This is a genomic window from Roseobacter cerasinus (assembly GCF_009811755.1).
GTDB classification, from domain to species: domain Bacteria; phylum Pseudomonadota; class Alphaproteobacteria; order Rhodobacterales; family Rhodobacteraceae; genus Roseobacter; species Roseobacter cerasinus.
The window spans coordinates 83,316-100,899 of the sequence record NZ_BLIV01000006.1; the positions used below are offsets into that span (position 1 = coordinate 83,316).

At 63.7% G+C, this 17,584-nt stretch carries 19 protein-coding genes; 9 read left to right on the forward strand and 10 right to left on the reverse strand.

Features of this window, described 5'->3' with window-relative positions; all coding sequences use genetic code 11:
* Positions 1–46: 46 nt before the first annotated feature.
* The 8 genes from So717_RS15435 (at position 47) to So717_RS15470 (ending at position 7,291) form a co-directional block, all read left to right on the forward strand.
* Entirely contained in the window at positions 47–1,093 is a 1,047-nt protein-coding gene (locus So717_RS15435) for an ester cyclase (RefSeq protein WP_159978905.1), read from the forward strand.
* Positions 1,090–1,851, forward strand: a complete 762-nt coding sequence (locus So717_RS15440) for an SDR family NAD(P)-dependent oxidoreductase (RefSeq protein ID WP_159978907.1) — start codon at positions 1,090–1,092, stop codon at positions 1,849–1,851. The genes So717_RS15435 and So717_RS15440 overlap by 4 nt, the downstream gene beginning before the upstream one ends.
* A complete protein-coding gene (locus tag So717_RS15445) occupies positions 1,851–2,867 on the forward strand; it encodes a LacI family DNA-binding transcriptional regulator (protein WP_159978909.1) in 1,017 nt (338 codons plus the stop codon). Before So717_RS15440 ends, So717_RS15445 begins: the two co-directional genes overlap by 1 nt.
* The gene (locus So717_RS15450; protein WP_159978911.1) at positions 2,864–3,832 is read left to right on the forward strand and encodes a nuclear transport factor 2 family protein; all 969 of its coding nucleotides are present in this window, start codon (positions 2,864–2,866) and stop codon (positions 3,830–3,832) included. The genes So717_RS15445 and So717_RS15450 overlap by 4 nt, the downstream gene beginning before the upstream one ends.
* Positions 3,833–3,893: 61 nt before the next feature.
* Positions 3,894–4,862: a cupin domain-containing protein gene (locus So717_RS15455; RefSeq protein ID WP_159978913.1), complete on the forward strand. Its 969-nt coding sequence runs from the start codon at positions 3,894–3,896 to the stop codon at positions 4,860–4,862.
* A complete protein-coding gene (locus So717_RS15460; RefSeq protein WP_159978915.1) occupies positions 4,850–5,461 on the forward strand; it encodes a class I SAM-dependent DNA methyltransferase in 612 nt (203 codons plus the stop codon). The genes So717_RS15455 and So717_RS15460 overlap by 13 nt, the downstream gene beginning before the upstream one ends.
* A gap of 10 nt (positions 5,462–5,471) precedes the next feature.
* Positions 5,472–6,599: a cobalamin-independent methionine synthase II family protein gene (locus tag So717_RS15465; protein WP_159978917.1), complete on the forward strand. Its 1,128-nt coding sequence runs from the start codon at positions 5,472–5,474 to the stop codon at positions 6,597–6,599.
* Positions 6,599–7,291 carry an RraA family protein gene (locus So717_RS15470; protein ID WP_159978919.1) on the forward strand — a complete coding sequence of 231 codons (693 nt, stop codon included), beginning with the start codon at positions 6,599–6,601 and terminating at the stop codon, positions 7,289–7,291. Before So717_RS15465 ends, So717_RS15470 begins: the two co-directional genes overlap by 1 nt.
* 36 nt (positions 7,292–7,327) lie before the next feature.
* On the opposite strand, the gene So717_RS15475 is transcribed toward So717_RS15470, so the two are convergent.
* The 8 genes from So717_RS15475 to So717_RS15510 all read right to left on the reverse strand — a co-directional run bounded on the left by So717_RS15475 (position 7,328) and on the right by So717_RS15510 (position 15,669).
* On the reverse strand, positions 7,328–8,560 hold the full coding sequence (locus So717_RS15475; protein WP_159978921.1) for a mandelate racemase/muconate lactonizing enzyme family protein: 1,233 nt from the start codon (positions 8,558–8,560) through the stop codon (positions 7,328–7,330).
* A gap of 42 nt (positions 8,561–8,602) precedes the next feature.
* Positions 8,603–9,703: a Zn-dependent alcohol dehydrogenase gene (locus So717_RS15480; RefSeq protein ID WP_159978923.1), complete on the reverse strand. Its 1,101-nt coding sequence runs from the start codon at positions 9,701–9,703 to the stop codon at positions 8,603–8,605.
* Positions 9,704–9,798: 95 nt separating this feature from the next.
* Positions 9,799–11,016 (reverse strand): TCR/Tet family MFS transporter, encoded by a 1,218-nt coding sequence (locus So717_RS15485; RefSeq protein ID WP_159978925.1) that lies wholly within the window; start codon positions 11,014–11,016, stop codon positions 9,799–9,801.
* Between the two features lie 3 nt (positions 11,017–11,019).
* Complete coding sequence (locus tag So717_RS15490) at positions 11,020–12,345, reverse strand: lyase family protein (RefSeq protein ID WP_159978927.1); 1,326 nt, start codon at positions 12,343–12,345, stop codon at positions 11,020–11,022.
* A 13-nt stretch (positions 12,346–12,358) separates the two neighbouring features.
* Positions 12,359–13,147: a 3-oxoadipate enol-lactonase gene (gene pcaD, locus So717_RS15495; protein ID WP_159978929.1), complete on the reverse strand. Its 789-nt coding sequence runs from the start codon at positions 13,145–13,147 to the stop codon at positions 12,359–12,361.
* On the reverse strand, positions 13,144–14,148 hold the full coding sequence (locus So717_RS15500) for a threonine ammonia-lyase (protein WP_159978931.1): 1,005 nt from the start codon (positions 14,146–14,148) through the stop codon (positions 13,144–13,146). The genes pcaD and So717_RS15500 overlap by 4 nt, the downstream gene beginning before the upstream one ends.
* Positions 14,138–14,983: an alpha/beta fold hydrolase gene (locus tag So717_RS15505; protein WP_159978933.1), complete on the reverse strand. Its 846-nt coding sequence runs from the start codon at positions 14,981–14,983 to the stop codon at positions 14,138–14,140. The genes So717_RS15500 and So717_RS15505 overlap by 11 nt, the downstream gene beginning before the upstream one ends.
* Complete coding sequence (locus tag So717_RS15510; protein WP_159978935.1) at positions 14,980–15,669, reverse strand: haloacid dehalogenase type II; 690 nt, start codon at positions 15,667–15,669, stop codon at positions 14,980–14,982. Before So717_RS15510 ends, So717_RS15505 begins: the two co-directional genes overlap by 4 nt.
* A 182-nt stretch (positions 15,670–15,851) precedes the next feature.
* Here So717_RS15510 and So717_RS15515 point away from each other — a divergent pair, with 182 nt between their 5' ends.
* A complete protein-coding gene (locus So717_RS15515) occupies positions 15,852–16,286 on the forward strand; it encodes an FKBP-type peptidyl-prolyl cis-trans isomerase (RefSeq protein ID WP_159978937.1) in 435 nt (144 codons plus the stop codon).
* A 106-nt stretch (positions 16,287–16,392) separates the two neighbouring features.
* Here the strand turns inward: So717_RS15515 and So717_RS15520 are convergent, their stop codons facing one another.
* The gene (locus So717_RS15520; protein ID WP_159978939.1) at positions 16,393–16,725 is read right to left on the reverse strand and encodes a hypothetical protein; all 333 of its coding nucleotides are present in this window, start codon (positions 16,723–16,725) and stop codon (positions 16,393–16,395) included.
* 59 nt (positions 16,726–16,784) lie between these two features.
* Complete coding sequence (locus So717_RS15525) at positions 16,785–17,576, reverse strand: enoyl-ACP reductase FabI (protein WP_159978941.1); 792 nt, start codon at positions 17,574–17,576, stop codon at positions 16,785–16,787.
* Positions 17,577–17,584 lie beyond the last annotated feature (8 nt).

A 17,584-nucleotide genomic window follows, 5' to 3' on the forward strand; every position in this document is an offset into this window, starting at 1 on the left:
GGGCGCTGCCCCCGGACCCCCGGGATATTTTTGGCCAGAAGAAGACATGGACGCACAGTCAAGACATAAGGCGCTGATCGCTCCGCTGCGTGCGGCGATGTATGATTTTGACCTCGCGGCGATGCGCGCCGCCTTGCAGGAGGTTTGTGCGCCAGAGGCGGTGTTCCGGCTGGCCTTTCCGTTTGAGACCATCGAGGGCGTCGAGGCTTATGTGGAGGCGGCCTATGCGCCGCTGGTGCGGGCGGTGCCCGACCTGGAGCGGCGCGATCATATCGTCATGGCGGGGCCCACGCCCGAGGGGGCGGAGTGGGTTGGCTGCGGAGGGTTTTACACCGGTACCTTCCGCGCGCCCTGGCTCGACATTCCGCCCACGGGGCATGTGGTGCACATGCGGTTTCACGAGTTCTATCGCTTTGAAAACGGTCGGATTGTGGAGATGCAGGCGCTCTGGGATTTGCCGGAGGTGATGATGCAGGCGCGGGCCTGGCCGATGGTGCCATCGCTGGGGCGGGAGTGGCATGTGCCGGGGCCCGCGACCTGTGACGGGCTGGTGCCGGGGCCTTATGACGTGGCGCAGGGGGCGGCCACCTGCCAGCACATCATCGACATGCTGGACCATCTCAAGCGCCACCCGTCGCAGGGCGGGCCGGAGGTCATGGAGATGCAGCGCTTCTGGCATCCGCGCATGAGCTGGTACGGGCCCTCGGGCATTGGCACGGGGCGCGGCATCGAGGGCTTTCGCAAGTGGCACCAGATCCCGTTCCTGAACGGCATGCCGGACCGGGGGCATTATCTGGACGAGGTGGAATATCACTTCTTTGGCGACCGCAACTATGCCGCCGTGACCGGCTGGCCAGATATGGTGCAGTCGATCACTCACGGCGGCTGGCTTGGCATCGCGCCCACAGGCCGGAAGATCGACATGCGCTCGCTTGACTTTTGGCGCGTGGAAGGCGGGCTCATTCGTGAGAACTGGGTCATGGTGGATCTTTTGCACATGTATGATCAGATCGGCGTGGATGTCTTCGCGCGGATGCGCGAGTTTAATAAGGCGCGGGCGGGCTTTGACCCGGAGACGGGGGTGGCGCTGTGACACCTCTGCCCCGGACGCCGAGCTTTGATTTGACGGGCAAGCGGGCGCTGGTGACCGGCGCCTCCTCGGGCATTGGGCTTGGCTGTGCCGTGGCCCTGGCGGAGGCGGGCGCGCATGTGGTTTGTGCGGCGCGCCGGGCCGAGGTGCTGCAAGAGGCGGTCGGCGCGATGGCTGCGCAAGGCTGGTCGGCCGAAGCGATGCCACTTGATCAGAGCGATGTGGCCGCGATGAGCGCCGCCTTTGAAGCCCCGTTCGACATCGTGGTGAATTCGGCTGGGCTTGCGCGGCATGCGCCCGCCATCGAGACGACGCCCGAGGACTACGACGCGGTGATGAACCTCAATCTGCGCGGCGCGTATTTTCTCTCGGCTCGGGCCGCCAAGGCGTTGATTGCGGACGGAAAGCCGGGCTCGATCATCCATATCTCCAGCCAGATGGGTCATGTGGGGGGCGTTGACCGGGCCGTCTATTGTGCCTCGAAACACGGGCTCGAAGGCATGGTCAAGGCGATGGCCATTGAATGGGGCAAGGCGGGTATTCGCATCAACACCATCTGCCCCACCTTCATTCGCACACCGCTCTCCGCGGTCACCTTCGACAATCCCGAGCGGCTCGCCTGGATCATGGAAAAGATCAAGCTGCCGCGCGTGGGCGAGGTGGAGGATATCATGGGCGCGGTGCTTTTTCTGGCCTCCGACGCCTCGGCCATGGTCACCGGCACCTCGATGCTGATCGACGGCGGCTGGACCGCAGGCTGATGAGCAAGGTGACCGCCCTCGATGTGGCTGAAAAGGCCGGGGTCAGCCGCTCTGCGGTGAGCCGGGTGTTCACGCCCGGCGCCTCGGTGAGCAAGGGCACGGCGGAGAAGGTGCGCAAAGCCGCCACTGCGCTCGGCTACCGGCCCAATGTGCTCGCACGCTCGCTGATCACGGGGCGCAGCCGGATCATCGGGCTCGTCGTCGCCTATCTGGAAAACCAGTTCTACCCCGAGGCCATCGAACGCCTGTCGAAGGCCCTGCAGGCCGAAGGCTACCACGTGCTGGTCTTCATGGCGTCGAATGACCACGACGCCACCCAGACGGTGATTGACGAGTTGCTCGATTACCAGGTGGATGCGATCATCGCCGCCTCTGTGGGGCTCTCGAATGATCTCACGCAGCGTTGCGAGGGCCTCGGCATCCCCATCGTGCTCTTCAATCGGCACCAGTATGATGACCGGCTGACCTCCATTGCCTCGGACAATGAGGCGGGGGGGGCCAAGCTGGCGGAGTTCCTGATTGCCGGGGGGCATCGCCGCATCGCGCATATCGCCGGGTGGGAAGGCGCGTCGACCCAGATCGACCGCGAACGCGGCTTCATGGCGGGGTTGGCGGCGGCGGGTCTTGAGCTCTATGCCCGGGGCCTTGGGAATTTCGACTTTGAGACCGCGCAGGCCGCTGCGCGCGAGATGTTTGACCGCCCCGAGCGCCCTGATGCCGTCTTTGTCGCCAATGACCACATGGCCTTCGCCGTCATGGATGTGCTGCGCTACGAGCTTGGGCTGCGCGTGCCGCAGGATGTCTCGGTCGTGGGCTATGACGATGTGACCTTGTCGCATTGGCCGAGCTATGATCTGACCACCGTGCGCCAGCCCGCTGGGCGCATGGTGGCCGCCACGGTGGATGCGCTGATGGCGCGGCTCACCGACGCGGACACCGCCCCGCGCCGCATCACGCTCGACGGCCCGCTGATTATACGCGGCTCCGCCCGCACACCCAAAGGACAGACCTCATGAAAGGCTTCGACCCGAAGTTCCGCGATTTCCCCGATTACATCATCGGGATCACCAGAGAGATCTGGGAGGATCGTGGCATCGCGACCCTGCACCAGTATTACTCTGACGATATCGTTGTGCGCACACCGGCTTCGGTGACGCTTGGCAATGCCAATGTGATCGGAGCAACCATGGCGACCTTGGCGGAGTTTCCCGATCGCACGCTTTTTGGCGAGGATGTGATCTGGTCTGGGACGCCGGAAGAGGGGATGCTCTCCTCGCACCGTATCCTGAGCACGGCGACGCATGCGCATGACGGGGTCTATGGAACGGCGACAGGCAAGACACTGACCTACCGGATTCTTGCGGACTGTCATGCCATCAACAACCAGATCAACGATGAATGGCTGATCCGGGATCAGGGCGCCATTGTATGCCAGTTGGGGTGGGAGCCGAAGGCCTATGCCGCCGATCTCATCGCGCGCGAAGGGGGGCCGGAGGCTTGTGTGCAGCCGCTGACCCCTGCCAATGACCAGCCCGGGACTTACAAAGGTAGCGGCAATGACAACGCGTGGGGGGCGAAATACGCGGATATCCTGACCCGCATCATGGGGGCGGATATGGCGGCGATCCCGGCGGACTACGACCGCGCCTGTCACGTCGAGTACCCCGGCGGGCACACCGGCCACAGCCACGGCGATGTGGACCAGTTCTGGATGGGGCTGCGCGCATCCTTTCCCGATGCCACCTTCCAGATCGACCATCAGATCGGGCGCGATGATCCGATGATGCCGCCGAGGGCTGCCTTGCGCTGGTCGCTGCATGGGCGGCATTCCGGCTGGGGCCGTTTTGGCGCGCCCACCGGGGCCGAGGTCTATTTACTGGGCATTTGTCATGCGGAGTTCGGCCCCTGGGGTCTGCGCCGCGAATATGTCATCTTTGACGAAACCGCGATCTGGAAACAGATCCTGCTGCAGACGGGCTGAGCCGCAGTGTCTTTGCATATTTTTGGAACAATGAAGGAGGGGACCCAGTGCCCGCAGGAACATGGTAACATCTGCTGAGATGGAAGCGCGGATTGTCCGCTATGGCGATCTGAGGCCCTGCAAGACCGCTTTCATCGATGCCCACACTCCGGGCAGCGATCAGAAGGAGAACTTTACGATCATTGGTGGTGGGGTGTCTGAAAGCCCTGATCAGCACGTGCATATCTCTATTCCGCATGGCTTCAACATCGGTGCCGCAGGTCAGCCGCCCAAGTGTCGTAACTCCTTGCACAGCCATCGCACAGCGGAGGTTTTCTTTGTGCTCAAGGGGCGCTGGCGCTTCTTCTGGGGGCGCTGGGGCGATGCAGGTGAGGTGGTGCTGGAGGAGGGCGACATTTTCAACATCCCCACCGGTACTTTCCGGGGATTCGAGAATATCGGCAATGACTATGGGATGATCATGGCGATCCTCGGCGGGGACGACGCGGGCGGTGGCGTGATCTGGGCGCCGCAGGTGATCGAGGACGCGGCGGATCACGGGCTGGTGCTCTCGGAGGAGGGCAAGCTCTATGACAGCAAGCAAGGCCAGACACTGCCCGAGGGCGTGAAGCCCATGCCACTGTTGACCGATAACGAGTTGAAAACCTACCCTGAGCCCACCACTGCGGATGTGATCCCCGGCTATGTGGCACGCTATTGGGATATGGTCGCGCTGGCGGATCGCACCCCCGCCAAGGTCATCGGCCCGGACGCCATGCTGCGCGACAGGCCGGGGTTCGAGGTGTCATTGATCACGCGCGGCTCTGCCAGTGATGCGATGCATAGCCACGACAACCCTTCGGTGCTAATGCCCGTGACTGGCCACTGGAAGGTCACATGGGGGGGTGGCAGCGCCACGCTGGCGCCGGGCGACACGATGTCGGTTCCTGAACATCTGGCCCACAGCACCGTACCCTCGATGACCGGTGAGGCCGCGCTTTATCACATCGTCGGGACAGGTGATCCCGCAGGCCCCACATGGCAGGGATAACTGCCGATCCCGACAACACCCGCGATGCCTATGAGAGCCAGGCGGCACTCTATGATGCGCAACGGTCCCGGGCGCTTTTCGAGGCGCGCTGGCTTGCGCGCTTTGCCGCCTGCCTGCCCACGGGCGGGCGGGTGCTGGACCTGGGGTGCGGTACAGGAGAGCCGATTGCGCGCTGGTTCATCGCAGAAGGCTATCGCGTCACTGGTGTGGATTTCGCCGAGGCGATGTTGGACATCGCCCGCAGCCGCTGGCCTGACGGCGACTGGCGGCAAGGTGACATGCGCAGTTTTGATCTGGGCGAGACCTTCGACGGGATCATCGCCTGGAACAGCTTTTTCCACCTCACGCCCGACGAACAGCGCGCATGTATCGCGCGCATGGCCGCTCATCTTGAACCGGGCGCCTCGTTGCTGATGACCGTGGGGCCCGATGCCGGGGAGGCATCTGGCACCGTCGGGGATCGCGCCGTCTATCACGCTTCGCTTTCGCCCGCGCAATATGCCACATGTTTGGAGCAAAACGGCTTGCGTCTCACCGGCTATCTCGCCGAAGACCCGGAGACCAACCAACACAGCGTGCTCATGGCGCGCAAGATCTGAGGAGACCACCATGCCCATCCTGACGACCCACGCGGGCTCGCTGCCTCGCACGCAGAAGGTGGTGGATTTCATCTTTGCTCGTGAACATGGCGCGCCTTATGACGCCTCGGAATTCGATGCAGCAATGACCGAGGCCGTATCGGCCACCGTTGCCAAACAGGTCGCCGCAGGTGTGGGCGTGGTCAGCGACGGTGAGACCTCCAAGATTTCCTACGCCACTTACGTCAAGGACCGCTATACCGGATTTTCCGGGGACAGCCCGCGCAATGCGCCCGCTGATCTGAAGAAATTCCCGACCTTCCTCAAGCGCCTCGCGGATGACGGTGGCACGCCCAAATACGCGCGTCCCATGTGTACCGGCGAGGTCAAATCCAAAGGGCAGGGCGAGCTGCATAAGGACATTGCCAACCTGCAGGCCGCCATGGCTGGGCATGGCGCCGCGCGGGGGTTTATGAACGCCGCCTCGCCGGGGGTGATCTCGCTCTTTCTGCAGAACGACTTCTATCCGACCCGCGACGCCTATCTCGCGGCCCTCGCCGATGCCATGCGCGAGGAATATCGCACCATTGTCGACGCGGGCCTCGATCTGCAACTTGATTGCCCCGACCTCGCATTGTCGCGCCATATGCTCTTCAACGACCTCTCCGATGAGGAATTCCTCAAAGTCGCAGGCGCCCATGTGGAGGCACTGAATCACGCGCTTGATGGCATTCCGCAGGAGAAAGTGCGCGTGCACATCTGCTGGGGCAACTACGAGGGGCCGCATGTTTGCGACATCGGGATGGAGAAGGTCTTTGACACGCTGATGTCGGTGAACGCAAGCTATCTGCTTTTCGAGACCTCGAACCCCCGCCACGCCCATGAATGGGTCGTCTTCCGCGACCGCAAGGCCGACATACCTGACGACAAGGTGCTGGTGCCCGGCGTGGTGGATACGACGACGAATTTTGTTGAGCACCCCGAACTGGTGGCTCAACGGCTTGACAGATTTACACAAATTGTGGGCCATGACCGCGTCGTGGCGGGATCAGATTGTGGGTTTGGAACATTTGCCGGGTTTGGTGCGATTGACCCGGATATCGCCTATGCCAAGCTCGAAGCCCTGCGCGACGGGGCGAAACTTGCGGGCGCGGGGTGATGGACGACGCCCTTCTTGCGCTGCTGAAAACGGTCGACACGCCCACCGTCTGCAACGCCATCGAGGTGGCGCAGGGCCAGCGCGGCTTTGACGATTTCACTCGCGGCACGATGCTCTGCTCGGCACCGGGCGAGGCCATGGTGGGCTATGCGCGCACCGCCTGCATCCGCGCTGTGACGCCCTCGGAAGAGCCGCCCGAGGTGATCAAGGCGCGCCGCATGGCCTATTATGAGTACATGGCCGAGGGGCCACGCCCCGGCATCGCCGTGGTGCAGGACATGGACGGGTCGGAGGCCATCGGCGCCTATTGGGGTGAGGTGAACACGAATATCCACAAGGCCTTTGGCCTGTCGGGCGCGCTGACCAATGGTGTGATGCGTGACCTCGGTGATCTGCCCGAGGGCTTCCCGGTTGTCGCGGGCTCTATCGGTCCGAGCCATGGGTTTGTGCATGTGCTGGATTTCGATGTGAAAGTGGAGATTTTCGGCATGCAGGTTGCGCCCGGCGCGCTGGTCCATGCGGACCGTCACGGCGCGGTTGTGGTCCCTGAGGATGTAGTGCCACTGCTCGGCGACGCCATCTCGACGCTCATCCGCTCGGAAAAAATCATTTTTGACGCGGTGAAGGGCAAGACGCTGGGGTTTGACGAGTTTGAAGCCGTCTGGGCTGCGTTTGAGGCGGCGCGGACATAGGCCCTCTGGCTGGTAACGCAGTCGCATTGCGGCGGTCTAGTCTTTGGGGACCGGCGCGCCCCCTTCGAACGCATTCCCTTGCGCGTAGTTGCAGGGCGCCTCTTGCATGTCCAGATGTAACCCATCGCCTGCATAGGGGTGCGCGCGGGCGAGGTCTTCGTCCACCTCGATGCCAAGGCCGGGGGTGTCTGGAGGCGTGATGAAGCCTTCCTCGACCCGTATGCTGGAGCGGATCAACGCATCGTGGAACGACGTTTCGATGGTTTCGGCCATGAGCAGGTTGGGGATGCAGGCGGCGAGCTGAATGTTGGCGGCCCATTCGATGGGACCTGCATAGAGGTGCGGGGCTATCTGGGCGTTGTAAGCCTCTGCCATGGCGGCGATTTTTCGGCACTCCCAGATCCCGCCTGCGCGGCCGAGAGCGGGTTGCAGGATTGTGGCCGCTCCAGTGCGCAACACCGGTGCGAATTCTGCTCGCGTCGTCAGACGCTCGCCCGTGGCCACGGGGATGCGCACGGCGCGAGCCACTTTGGCCATCTCTTCCACAGCGTCGGGCGGGATGGGCTCTTCGAACCAGAGCGGGTCGTAAGGCTCCAGTGCGCGGCCAAGACGGATCGCGCCTGCTGTGCTGAACTGCCCATGGGTGCCAAAGAGCAAGTCGGCGCGGTTGCCCACCGCCTCGCGGATCGCCTTGCAGAAGGCCACGGACTGCGCGATGTCGCGCATCCCCGGCATATGCCCGCCGCGCATCGTGTAGGGGCCTGCCGGGTCGAACTTGACGGCCGTGTACCCTCTTGAAACGCAATCCTCTGCGGCCTCCGCTGCCATGACGGGCGAGGTCCAGAAGGTTGCAATGTCGTGGTGCGGCAGCGGGTAGAGGTAGGTATAGGCGCGGATGCGGTCATTCATCTTGCCGCCCAGCAGCGCCCAGATCGGGCGCTCGCGTGCTTTCCCCAGGATGTCCCAGCAGGCGATTTCGAGGCCGGAAAACGCGCCCATGACCGTGAGATCGGGGCGTTGGGTGAAGCCGGAGGAATAGGCCCGGCGGAACATCTTTTCGATGTTTTCTGGGTTTTCGCTCTGCATATGGCGATCGAAGACATCTGCGATCACCGCCTGCATGGCGCCTGGCCCGACCGAGGCGGCGTAGCATTCGCCCCAGCCGGTGATGCCGTCATCCGTTGTGAGCTTCACGAGGATCCAGTAACGCCCGCCCCAGCCGGGCGCGGGCGGGGCGGTGACGATGATGTCCAGATCCTTCAGTTTCATCTGTGGTCTCCGTGGGCGGTGGCCTAAAGCCCACCGTACCTGTCAGTTGCCTTCGTTGTGGAAGACAATCACGTTGCGCCGGGCAGACCCGGATTTGGTATCCGCAATGGCCTCATTGATCTGGTCCAATCGCCAGCGACCCGAGATCAGCTCGTCGAGTTTGAGGCGGCCTTGCGCGTAGAGATCGACCATCCAGGGGATGTCGCGCTGGATCACCACATCGCCCATTTTGGAGCCGACCATGCCCTGACCGACGGCAGCAAAGATCACCGGCTCGTAGGATGAGGTGGCTCCGGAATGTGGCATGCCGACCATGACCACCTTGCCGCCATAGCCCAGATAGCGCGGCGCCTGATCATAGGCGGGAATGGCGCCCACGGTCACGATAACCGCATCTGCGCCGCGCCCGCCGAGCGCTTTGTAGCTGGCTTTCCATGGTTTGGGATCGGTGGCCAGGATGCCGTGGGTTGCGCCGAAGTCCTTGGCGATCTCCAGCTTCTCTGCGCTCATGTCCACCGCGACGATGCGACGTGCACCTGCGATCCGCGCGCCTTGAATGGCGTTCAGGCCCACACCGCCTGCGCCGATCACAACAACGTCTTGCCCGGCGCGCAGACCGGCGGCGTTGACCACCGCACCGACGCCTGTGATCACGCCGCAGGCGATCAGGCTGGCGGCGTCCTTGGGGATGTCCGCGTCGATGCGCACCACCTGACTTTGCGCTACCACCACTTTCTCAGCAAAGGCGCCGCAGGCCATGGCTTGATGCAGAGTACCGCCGTCTGCGGTGGTGATGGGACCGGCGTCTCCATCATAGGGGGTTTCGCACAGCGTGGGATGGCCGCCTGCGCAATTCCCGCAGGTGCCGCAGGCGCGGATCAAGGTCACAACCACGCTGTCCCCCACGGCCAGCCCGGTGATGCCGGGCCCCAGCGCCGTCACCACTCCAGCGGCTTCATGGCCGTAGACCGCAGGCAGCGTTCCGCCCCAGGCGCCCTCCGCAAAGGAGATATCCGAATGGCAAATCGCCACCGCATCCAGGGTCACTTCGATCTCGCCCATCTGGGGGGCGCGCAGCCGGATGTCTTCGATTTGAAGGGGTGCGCCGAAGGCGCGGCACACGGCGGCTTTGATGGTTTGCATGTGGGGTCTGGTCTTTCTGCGCGACGCGGTTTCCGGCTAGCGTGCCTGCATCTGCTGCGGGAGCGCAAGGCGGAAACCGACATGGGGTGTCGCTGTTACCTCATGTCAGGTGCTGCCATCGCGCGGGCAGGTGCCTTCAGAAAGACAGCGAGGCCGAGGAGGATCAGCCCGGCAGAGAGCAGGAAGGGCGCCCCGGGCAAGTAGAGGGTCGCATCGGCATCGGTGAAGGCGGCGAAGGTCCCGGTCATTGCCATGGGAGAGATGATCATGGCCAGTGCCATGACCGAGGTGAGCGCGCCTTGCAGCTCCCCTTGGGCATCTCGCCCGACGGCCTTGGACATGATGCCCTGCAGCGCGGGTGTGATGACAGCGGCAAGGGCGGCCAGCGGCGTGAGGATCAGCGCGACCGTCCCGCTGGCCACAAAGGCGAGTGCGAGAAAAGCCGCCGTATCAAAGAGATGGCCGTATATCACGGTGCCGCGTTCGCCCAGAAGACGCAACACCGGGCGGATCAGGCCACCTTGCACCACCGCCATCATGATCCCGAAGAGCGCAAGGCTCAGCCCGATGGTGGCAGGCTCCCAGCCAAAGCGTTCCTTGCCGAAGTAGGACCAGATCGCGGGGTAAACCATGAAGGCAACCTGATAGAGGAAGAAGACCAGCAGCAGGGGCGCAATGCCCGGCAAGCGGCTCAGTTGGCGGAAGCTGCCCAGTGGGTTTGCGCGTTTCCAGTCGAAGGGGCGGCGGATCTGATCCGTCACGGTTTCCTTCAGGACAAAATATCCGAAGACGGCGTTCAAGGCGGCAAGTGCAGCGGCAGCGAGGAACGGCGCGCGGGTGCCGTATTCTCCCAGAAGCCCGCCCAGAAGGGGGCCCAGCACAAAGCCCAAGCCAAAGGCGGCCCCCACCAGCCCGAAGTTCGCCGCGCGGTCCTCGGGGCCGGAGATGTCGGCCATGTATGCATTGGCGGTGGATTGCGTGGCAGCGGTGATCCCGCCAACCACACGGCCCAGGAGCAAGAGCGCCATGCTGCCGGCGACGGCCATCACAAGATAGTCCAGCGCCATGACCGTGAGCGAGACCAGCAGCACCGGCCGCCGCCCGAACCTGTCTGACAGCCCGCCGATCACCGGCCCAAAGAGGAACTGCATCACCGCAAAGGTGGTGGATAGAACACCACCCCACAGGGCGGCAGTGCTCAGATCTGCCCCCTGCACCTCCTGGATCAGATCTGGCATGACCGGGATGATCAGCCCGATGCCCATGGCGTCGATCATGACGGTGATCAGGATGAACAGGACGGTGGGGCGCATGGCTCAGAGCGCTCTGACCCGGGTCGCAAAGGCGCGCGCGTCAGCGGTGGCATGTCCAAGCTGATCCATGGGCTGAAACAGGGTCTCGGGCAGGGTGTCGTAGCGGGCCAGCGCAAGTTCGGCGAGCGGCGTTTGGGTTTCAAGGGCGGCCATGCACAGGGCCTTTGTGACGGCCTGCGCTTCGGGGCGCGTCATGGTCTGCGCCAGAGCAAAGCTGAGCGCTTCGGCATGCACCAGGCCGAGGTTTGCGCCGAGATTGGCCGCCATCCGTGCGGGCACCGGGCGGAGAGCGCGGGTTGTTTGCAGAGCGATTTGCAATGCGGCTGCGCAGCTGAGCGCGATCTGCGGCAGGACCATCCATTCGGTAAACCAGGCGGCGCCGTCGCGTTGGTTCTGATGCACCGCTGCGGTTTGCAGGGTGCTGGTCAGGCCCGCCATCTGATGGGACAGCGCGACCAGAGTTGACGGCCCGACGGGGTTCTGTTTTTGCGGCATGGTCGAGGAGGCGCCCGCGCCGTCGATCAGCACCTCGCCCACATCACTGGCGGTCAGCGCAACCAGGCTGCTGCCGAAGGCCGCCAGGGCGGTGGTGACCTCGGCCATCCAGGCGGCACTGCGCAGAAGAGGGCCGCGATCCGTGTGCCAACTGCGCTTTGGGTCGATCAGATTCAGATCTTTCGCAAGGGCCGCACGCAGATCTGGCGCATGTTCCCCGAGCGCGGCACTTGTTCCTGCGGCTCCGGACAAGGAGACCCACAGGCTGCCTTTGCGCAGATCCGGCAGCGCGTCCAGCGCGTGCAGCAACGGGTTGCCCCAACCGGCCACCACCGCGCCCCAACTTGTCGGCGTGGCGTGCTGGCCATAAGTCCGGGCTGCCATGGGCAGCCCGGCGGAGTGCTCAGCCTGATCCGCCAAAAGACTCAAAAGCGTGCGCAGATCCGCCTCCGCCAGAGCCAGCGCCTGACGCAGGCGCAGCATCAGGCCAGTGTCGCTGATATCCTGCGAGGTGGCGCCCCAGTGCACATATTGCGCATGCTCCGGCGCGTTCATCTCGCTGCGAAAGGCGGTGACCAGACCAGGCACGCTGACGCCGTTCTGACCGGTGGCTTGAGCCAGTGCTCCGGGGTCGACCTGTATTTCCAGGCTCGCCCGGTGAATGGCGGCAGCGCTCACCTCCGGGATAATGCCCAGCCTGCCTTGGGCCTTGGCCAGCGCTCCCTCGACCAGCAGCATGGCGCGCAGGGCGGCGCTGTCGGAAAACAGCCGCCCCGTCTCGCCGGTTGGAAACAACTGCGCGTAAAGTGGGCTGTCAAAGACGCTCGCGGCCACGGATCAGCGGACCCTACACATGGCCGACCTCTTTCAGGAAAGCCGTCAGTAGGGCGGCATATTCCTCGGGCTTCTCAACGCAGGGCAGGTGGCCTGCGTTGCGGATCACCTGGCAGCGGCTGCCCGGGATCAGGTCAGTGGTCTCGCGCACGAGATCGGGCGGGGTGGAGCCGTCCTCCGATCCCGAAATGCCCAAGGTTGGCAGGCGCAGGGTGGCGGTTGTCGTATAGAAATCGGTGCCCGAGATGGCAGCGGAGCAGCCAATATACCCCTCATCCTCCTGCCGGGTCAGCATGTTGCGCCAAAGTTCCAGCTCGGGCGTTGCGAGAAACTCGGTGGAAAACCAGCGTTCCATCACCGCATCGGCCAGCGCCTCGATCCCGCCTTGGCGGACGGCTTCGATACGCTCTGCCCACATATCCGGCGTGCCAATCTTGGCCGCCGTATTCGACAGGACCAGCGCGCGGATCATATCGAGCCGCTTCACCGCCAGCCCCTGGGCGATCATGCCGCCGATGGAGAGGCCGACAAAGACGCAGTCGCGCACACCGATATGGTCGAGCAGCTGCTCGGTCTCGGTGATCAGCGCGCCCATGCTGTAGGGCCCGGGCGGACAGCTTGATAGCCCATGTCCGCGTTTGTCGAAGCGGATGATTCGCAGCCCCTCGGGCAGCAGCGGCAGGATCGGATCCCACAGCCGCATATCGGTGCCCAGCGAATTGGCAAAGACCACCGGTGGCCCGTCCGCCGGCCCGTCGACACGGTAGTGCAGGCGCACATCGCCGAGGCCGAGCATCTTCATGCAGCGCTCCCTCTTGAGTATGGGGCGGTCTCCAACGTGGACAAAGCGCGTTGAAACACATCCGGGTCGATGTTGCCGCCTGAAATTGTCACAATTACATCGTCTCCGGCAAGTGTATCTGGCTGGAATAGAGCGGCGGCGAGGGCAACCGCTCCGCCAGGCTCGGCCACAACCTTCAGCCGGGTGAAGGCAAGTGCGACCGCGCGCAGCGCGTCCGCCTCGGGGACCGCGAAACCGGGCCCGGCCAGGCGCCTCAGGATCGGAAAGGTCAGCACACCGGGCTGTGGCGTGACAATCGCATCGCAAAGACTGCCGGAGAGCCGGGTGTTGCGCTCAACCCGTCCGGAGTGCAGCGAGCGCGCCACATCGTCGAAGTCTTCCGGCTCTGCGGTGCGCACCCGCAGCCCCGGGGCCTCTGCGTTGAGCGCGAGCGCGATCCCCGAGGACAGCCCGCCGCCGCCACAGCAGACAATGACATCCGCCTGAGCGATCCCGACCTCTGCGGCTTGCTCGGCAATCTCCAACCCCGTTGTGCCCTGTCCGGCAATGACCTGCGGGTCGTCATAGGGTTTGACAAGCGTGAGGCCGCGCTCGGCTTCCAGCACCGCGCCGATTTCATCCCGGTCCTCCCCGGCGGCGCGGTCATAGAGGATCACCTCAGCGCCCAGCTGTCGGGTGTTGTCGATTTTCACGCGCGGTGCGTCCTGCGGCATGATGATCGTGGCTGGTACGCCGTGCGCGCGGGCGGCCAGTGCAACGCCTTGGGCGTGATTGCCGCTTGAAAACGCCAGCACGCCCCGCGCGCGCACGTCATCCGGCAAGGCAGAGACCGCCGACCACGCGCCGCGAAACTTGAAGCTGCCAGTGTGCTGTAGACACTCGGCCTTGATCCAGACACGGCGGCCCGCAATCTCATCCAGGAACGGCGAAGACAGCAGCGGCGTCCTGCGGGCGTGCCCCCGCAGGCGCTCCGCAGCGGCTCTGATCATGTCAATATTCATGTGCGTGCCCCCGTTTCACTGCATTGATCCAGGTTTGCAAGGCCGCCACGGCCTCGGGTTCGTCGAGGAAGGGGATATGCCCCCGCCCATGCACTGTGACCGCGATCATATCGGGCCTGCGGCGTTGCATCTCTTCCAGCGTTTCGCGGCTCAAAAGGTCAGAATTCTCGCCCCGGATGCAGGCCAGGGGCAGCCCGCTCAGCGCATCAAAATAGGGCCAGAGATCAGGCGCCGCCTGCGCGCCCAGGCTTTCGATGGCCGTCCGAAGGCGCGGATCATAGGTGATCTCCAGCCCCGTTCGGCTCTTCTCAAAATGCTTCTCGGCCTCTTCCATCCAGCGCGCAAAGGGCACGTCTCTGAACCCGGTGTAGGTGCTCTCCATCGCGCGGGCGGCGTCGACCATGGTTTTGGCGCTGGGGGCCCGCCCGAGATAGGTGGATATGAACTCAAGCCCTTCAGGCTCAATCACCGGGCCAATGTCGTTCAAGGCAACGCCCAGCAGCCGGTCTTTCGCCGACATGGCAAGCCCCATGGCGTTGAGCCCTCCGCGCGAGGTCCCGAGGATCGCGACCTTCTCAAGCTCCATATGATCCAGCAGTTCGATCACGTCGCGGCATTCCACGGGCAGGCTGTAGTTTTTCCAGTTCGTATCCCAATCGGATTGCCCGCGGCCGCGATAGTCCATCTTGATCAGCCGAACCCCGGACAGATGCGGGGTGGCATAGTCGAAATCGCGGGTCGTGCGGGTCAGCCCCGGCAGGCAGAGTACCGGCAGGCCGCGACCCTCATCGGTGTAGTGCAGCGACAGCTTGTCAGAGGTGCGGAAAAAGCTCATGTCGTCCCTGCCAGTCCCGGAATGCCGGTCAGATCGCTGAGGATGTGCGCCGGACGCCAGGGCAGCCGGTCGACAGGCTCACCGGCGCGGTTGACCCAGGCGGTGGTGAAGCCGTAGCCGGTGGCGCAGCCTGCATCCCAGCCGTTGGATGAGACAAACAGCACCTCCCCCTTTGCGCAACCAAACCGTTTGCACACGAGGTCATAGACCCGCGTGTCGGGTTTAAAGACGCCGACACTCTCGACCGATAGGCTGTCATCCAGCACATCACCGATGCCAGCGGAGGCAACCGCCCCTTTCAGCATGTCCGGCGATCCGTTGGACAGGATGGCCGTTGTCATGCCCGCGTCTTTCAACTGACGCAGCATGTCCGGCACCTCCGGATAGCTTTGCAGTTCCCAATAGAGAGCGAGCAAGCGTTCACGCAGCGCCGCGTCACCGTCCAGCGCGGTTTTCTCCAAAGCCCAGTCGAGACCGTCTTGCGTGACCTGCCAGAAATCGCAGTGATCTCCCGTGACCGCGCGCAGCCAGGTATATTGCAGTTGTTTCTGGCGCCAGTGTTCGGCGAGCGCGGGCCAGGTGTCCTCAAGACGGGAGAAGCCCGGTTCCGCAGCCACCTGCCGGGCTGCGGCGGCCACATCGAACAAGGTCCCATATGCGTCAAAGACACAGGTTGTGATCGGCATGATGGATCCCCCGCACGTGCTTGTGGTTAGAGTGTCACGCCAAGGGCCGGGCGGAAAGGGCCAAATGTCGGGTTTTTCGGCTTTACTCTACGGGGTTCGCCGGGCAGGCTGGGCTGCACATCCCGGAGAACCTGCGCAGATACGCGGCCTCTACCACTTCTTCAATCAGGATCGGAGCTTTGATGGCGCAGGTGAAGTCGGGCGATACGGTGGGCATCCACTACACAGGGACGCTGCAGAACGGGACCGTCTTTGACAGCTCCGACGGGCGCGATCCGTTGCAGTTTACCGTGGGGTCTGGGCAGGTGATCACGGGGCTTGATGCCGCCATGCCCGGTATGGCGCTTGGGGAGAAGAAGACCGTTCAGGTGCCCTGCGACGAGGCCTATGGTCCCATCAACCCGCAGATGCGGAAGGCAGTGCCGCGCGAAGGCATCCCCGATGATGTCCCGCTCGACCTGGGCACGCTCCTGAACGTGGAGACGCCTGAAGGGCAGGCCATGCAGGTGATGGTGGTGGATGTGGATGAGGCAACCGTGACGATCGACGCCAATCATCCGCTGGCCGGGCAGGATCTGACCTTTGATATCGAAGTGATGTCGATTTCAGGCGACTGACCCGGGCTGCGCTAAGGCGTCAATTGAAAATCCCACTCCACCAACGCTGCCTGAAATCAACGATTTCGACGCGCTAAGTGATGCGTGAGGTGTTTCGTTGGACGCTCTAGCTGTCTTGGTCGGGCCGATGGATCGGTGTGCGCGTCACGGGCAGGCCTGTCAGCGTTGCGTTCAAATCTGCTGCTTGGCCGGTCGGCTCATGCTGAAAGGCGAAACTGTCTTCCGCTGTGCTCTCCCGAGACACAAGGCTCATGGCGAGCGGGGCCAATCCCTCAAGACCGCTTTGCAGCCGTGGCTGCAAAACAGGATCCGACCACAAGGCCGCCAGAAAAGTGGCACCCGTCACAGGCATCAGCAGCCAGGCAACGCTGCGCGCCCGTGTGGCGCGTTCATTGCAGCGCGCCTGACGCAGCGCGCGGGTATCCAGATAAGAAACCATACATCCAACCATACAGGCCAAATGTGGCGGTAATTTGGCGGACTGCAGGCAGTGTCAGATCAGAGGTGTTCGACCTGCGGCATACCGAGCACGTGATAGCCGCCATCCACCCGGATCACTTCACCGGTTGTGCAAGCCCCCGCATCAGAGGCGAGATAGACTGCCGTGCCACCCACCGCCTCCAGCGTCGCGTTGGAGCGCAGCGGGGCATTCTGGTCGGTGAACTTATATGTCTTGCGCGCGCCTCCGATGGCGGCGCCAGCAAGGGTCTTCATGGGGCCGGGTGAGATCGCGTTCACGCGGATACCGTCAGGGCCCAGATCATTGGCCAGATAGCGGGTGGCGCTTTCCAGCGCAGCCTTGGCCACGCCCATCACATTGTAGTTTGGCACAACCGTGTTGCTGCCCTGATAGGTCAGGGTCAGCACCGTCCCACCGTTCTCGACCATCAGCGGATGCGCCCGGCGAGTGACCTCGATCAGCGAATAGGCGCTGATGTCCATGGTCCGTTTGAAGTTCGTGCGGCTGGTGTTCAGGATGCGCCCGGTCAGCTCCGCCTTGTCGGAAAAGGCAATGGCATGCACCAGAAAATCGATGGTCGGCCAGCGATTGCCCAACTGGTCAAAGGCCGTATCCAGCGACGCATCATCAGTCACATCCACATCGACCATGAAGTCGGAGCCGACCGATGCGGCCAGCGGCTTCAGCCGCGTGCCAAAGGCGTCACCCTGGTAGGTGAACGCCAGTTCGGCGCCTGCCTCGGACATGGCTTTCGCGATGCCCCATGCGATGGAGCGTTCATTCGCAACGCCCATGATGAGCCCGCGCTTTCCGTTCAGTAGACCAGACATATATGCCT